The sequence below is a fragment of the Rhodococcus sp. NPDC058532 genome (genome assembly GCF_042719255.1).
Lineage (GTDB): Bacteria > Actinomycetota > Actinomycetes > Mycobacteriales > Mycobacteriaceae > Rhodococcus_G.
On record NZ_JBHXNU010000009.1, the window covers coordinates 93,770 to 94,149 of the forward strand.

The window sequence follows — 380 nt, forward strand, 5'->3', positions numbered from 1 at the left end:
GTGTTTTCTCTGCCGCGTGGGGCGAAGAGACGGAAGGGGAAGTGGGATGCTCCCCGACCCCCTTCCCCCCCCCCCCCCTCCCCGTTTCCGCGCGGTCAGCCGCCGAGCGTGGCCTTCTCCGCGTCCGCCGCCATCGCGGCGATCAGGCTGTTCGGGCGCATGTCGGTCCAGTTGGTCTCGACGTACTCGACGCACGACTGGCGCGACGCCGCACCGTGCACGGTCGTCCAGCCGGCCGGGACGTCGGCGAACGTCGGCCACAGCGAATGCTGCCCCTCGTCGTTCACCAGCACGAAGAACGTGCCCTCCTCGTCGTCGAACGGATTGCTCATCTCTTTCCTTTCCGTGAAGATTCTTGTCCTGCAGGCATGTTCGGTCGG

The 380-nt window shown here is 67.1% G+C and carries 1 protein-coding gene; it reads right to left on the reverse strand.

Annotated features, from left to right (window positions below; all coding sequences use genetic code 11):
- Positions 1 to 95 precede the first annotated feature (95 nt).
- Positions 96 to 332: an MbtH family protein gene (locus ACFWQG_RS12900; RefSeq protein WP_378508018.1), complete on the reverse strand. Its 237-nt coding sequence runs from the start codon at positions 330 to 332 to the stop codon at positions 96 to 98.
- Positions 333 to 380 lie beyond the last annotated feature (48 nt).

What these genes read in the sequence shown, in the direction of transcription:
- ACFWQG_RS12900 (WP_378508018.1), bottom strand. Translation starts at nt 332, where the DNA reads ATGAGCAATCCGTTCGACGACGAGGAGGGCACGTTCTTCGTGCTGGTG.